A 2067-nucleotide genomic window follows, 5' to 3' on the forward strand; every position below is an offset into this window, starting at 1 on the left:
AGAAGCGGCTGCGTTTCATGTCCTGGTCCTCTCGATGGCCAGAACGAACTTCAAACCGGATTAGATCAGAGGGGCAAGGTCAGCCTTACAGATGGCGATGCCCTTGCTCAGATGGCAGCCGCATTCGACCGTCCTGCATTTCGAACACCGTTCCTCGAAGAGTGTTCGCTATCGGCGTTTCAGCAGGCCATTGAAGATACCATCGCCGCGCTGAATACCGGCATTTGGCGAACGCGAGAGGGCGATGAGATACGTCGGATACCTTCGCTGCATCACCTGCGTGACCAGCGAGTTAAAGCGAGCGTTTCGCGCGCCGTTCAATTGATTGATCAATTGCGGCGCACCTTTGTGTCAGGTCTGCGAGACAAGAGCATCAGACTTTGTGCATGTGGAAGTAGTGACTGCACGACATTTAATGTCGAACGCGCCGCCGGGATCAAGTTAGACAAGATTCGATCAGAGGCCCTCGGAGCCTTTCGAGATGCGTACCCAGGGTTTCGGGTGGAAATCGCGTAATCGCTGCTTATCTCAAAGTCTGCGGAAGATGCCTTCGGCGGCATCGAACGAAGGCCGGGGCCGGTTAGGCTGCGCTTGCCGTCGCATAGGTTCGTAGAGCATCGAAAAGAACGTATCGGCGATTTCAGCGGCCAACTCAGGCAGAAGATGGTCGACAGACCCAACAAAACTGGAGCCGGAGAACAGCGATTTGACCGAAATGCGCCGAGCGATGATCTGGTATGTCTTGAACATCTCTCGGACCAAGGTCGTCCCTCGATCGCCCTGCACATGTCCTTCATCTTGAGGGTCGATGGAGATGCAATCCCAACGGAGTTCGACATATTTACGCCGGGTCGCGATACACAAATTTGGAATGCCTCGCTTTGTGCATTCGCGGAACCAACGAATTAGTACTGCGATCGCCGCTGGCGAATTCGACCCAGATACGATCTGGCAACGACGGCGATCTCGCAACCATCCTGACGGCTGAGAGATCAACATCGGCATGGCCGAACGTTGCCAACCTGTCTGACATTCGCCACAGGTCTAAGTGCGAGAGCGTAGGCCTCGCAGGCGAAGTGCTTTTAAGCGACGCAAGTAGCGCGGCGTTTGTGCCGTAGCCCAGTCCGGACGCGAGCGCTTCCGTAAGGTGTGATGATTTCACCTGCGAGAGCAAGCCTCGCAGTGTAACCATCGGCGTGGTACGGTGACGGCCGCTTTGCAGCGTTAGATCTTCGTGGTGGGAGTCAGGCGGTCATCGCGTTGTGCGACGTCATGACGTCAGCCGGCACCCGCGACCGCACGTCCCCTCTGCTGCTTGCACGTCTCGGGCTGCGCGCCGTGCGATATTGCGTAAGCGATGTTCCGACGGCACCTTTCGGGGATCGGCGTGAAGGACGATGTTCGGAGCCTTTGAGGGCTTCGACATATGACGATTTCAGAGCTTACGCTTAAGTCGAACGACTTGGGGCCGGTGCGCCGGTTCGAGGTGTTCACGGGCTCCGGCCGGCGACGCGAATGGCCTCCAGAGGAGAAGGCGCGGATCGTTGCGGAGAGCTACGAGGCTGGCGAGACGGTTTGTGCTGTAGCTCGCCGATATGCGCTTTCCCCGCAGCAATTGTTTGCCTGGCGCCGGGCTGCGCGTCAGCCCTCGGCGGAGGCGCCGGCATCAGAATCCCTGTTCGTTCCTGCGGTGGTTGCGGCGTCCTTGCCGGAACCGGTGCGCAGCGCCCAGGACGACCACGGAAGCAGAAGGCGGTCCGCGACGCCGGCGTGATCGAGTTTGAGATCGACGGTGTCGCCATGCGCGTTGGCCGCGGCGCCGACACCAAAACGGTGGCTGCTATAATCCGCGCGCTTAAGGCAACGACGTGATCGGGCCGACGGGTGCGGTCAAGGTAATGGTGGCGACAAAGCCAGTCGACTTCCGCAAGGGCGCGGAGGGGCTGGCCGCGCTGGTGCGCGAGACGATGGGCGCCGATCCGTTCTTATGCGTCGGGCGAGATTATGTGGCGGAGCCTTCCTGGTGCCAGCCTAGGCCCGCCGGTCCGGATTTTTCCGCCACATAAT

2 protein-coding genes and 2 pseudogenes are annotated in these 2067 nt (G+C 59.4%); 3 read left to right on the forward strand and 1 reads right to left on the reverse strand.

All coding sequences use genetic code 11. The features are described from left to right. Positions 1 to 516: pseudogene (locus NKH60_RS34780) on the forward strand (hypothetical protein); the annotation flags it as partial. Positions 517 to 528: 12 nt separating this feature from the next. Here NKH60_RS34780 and NKH60_RS34785 read toward each other — a convergent pair. Then, a complete protein-coding gene (locus tag NKH60_RS34785; RefSeq protein WP_352875099.1) occupies positions 529 to 1005 on the reverse strand; it encodes a hypothetical protein in 477 nt (158 codons plus the stop codon). Positions 1006 to 1426: 421 nt separating this feature from the next. Here NKH60_RS34785 and tnpA point away from each other — a divergent pair, with 421 nt between their 5' ends. Together tnpA and tnpB are read left to right on the forward strand one after the other, a co-directional pair. Further along, a complete protein-coding gene (gene tnpA / locus NKH60_RS34790) occupies positions 1427 to 1774 on the forward strand; it encodes an IS66-like element accessory protein TnpA (protein ID WP_352875100.1) in 348 nt (115 codons plus the stop codon). A 94-nt stretch (positions 1775 to 1868) separates the two neighbouring features. After that, positions 1869 to 1985: pseudogene (tnpB, locus tag NKH60_RS34795) on the forward strand (IS66 family insertion sequence element accessory protein TnpB); the annotation flags it as partial. Positions 1986 to 2067 lie beyond the last annotated feature (82 nt).

The sequence above is a fragment of the Mesorhizobium sp. M1006 genome (assembly GCF_040318825.1).
GTDB lineage: Bacteria > Pseudomonadota > Alphaproteobacteria > Rhizobiales > Rhizobiaceae > Mesorhizobium.

Excerpts from the sequence above, each read along its gene's own strand:
- NKH60_RS34785 (WP_352875099.1), bottom strand. The coding sequence starts at position 1,005 with ATGCCGATGTTGATCTCTCAGCCGTCAGGATGGTTGCGAGATCGCCGT.
- tnpA (WP_352875100.1), top strand. The coding sequence starts at position 1,427 with ATGACGATTTCAGAGCTTACGCTTAAGTCGAACGACTTGGGGCCGGTG.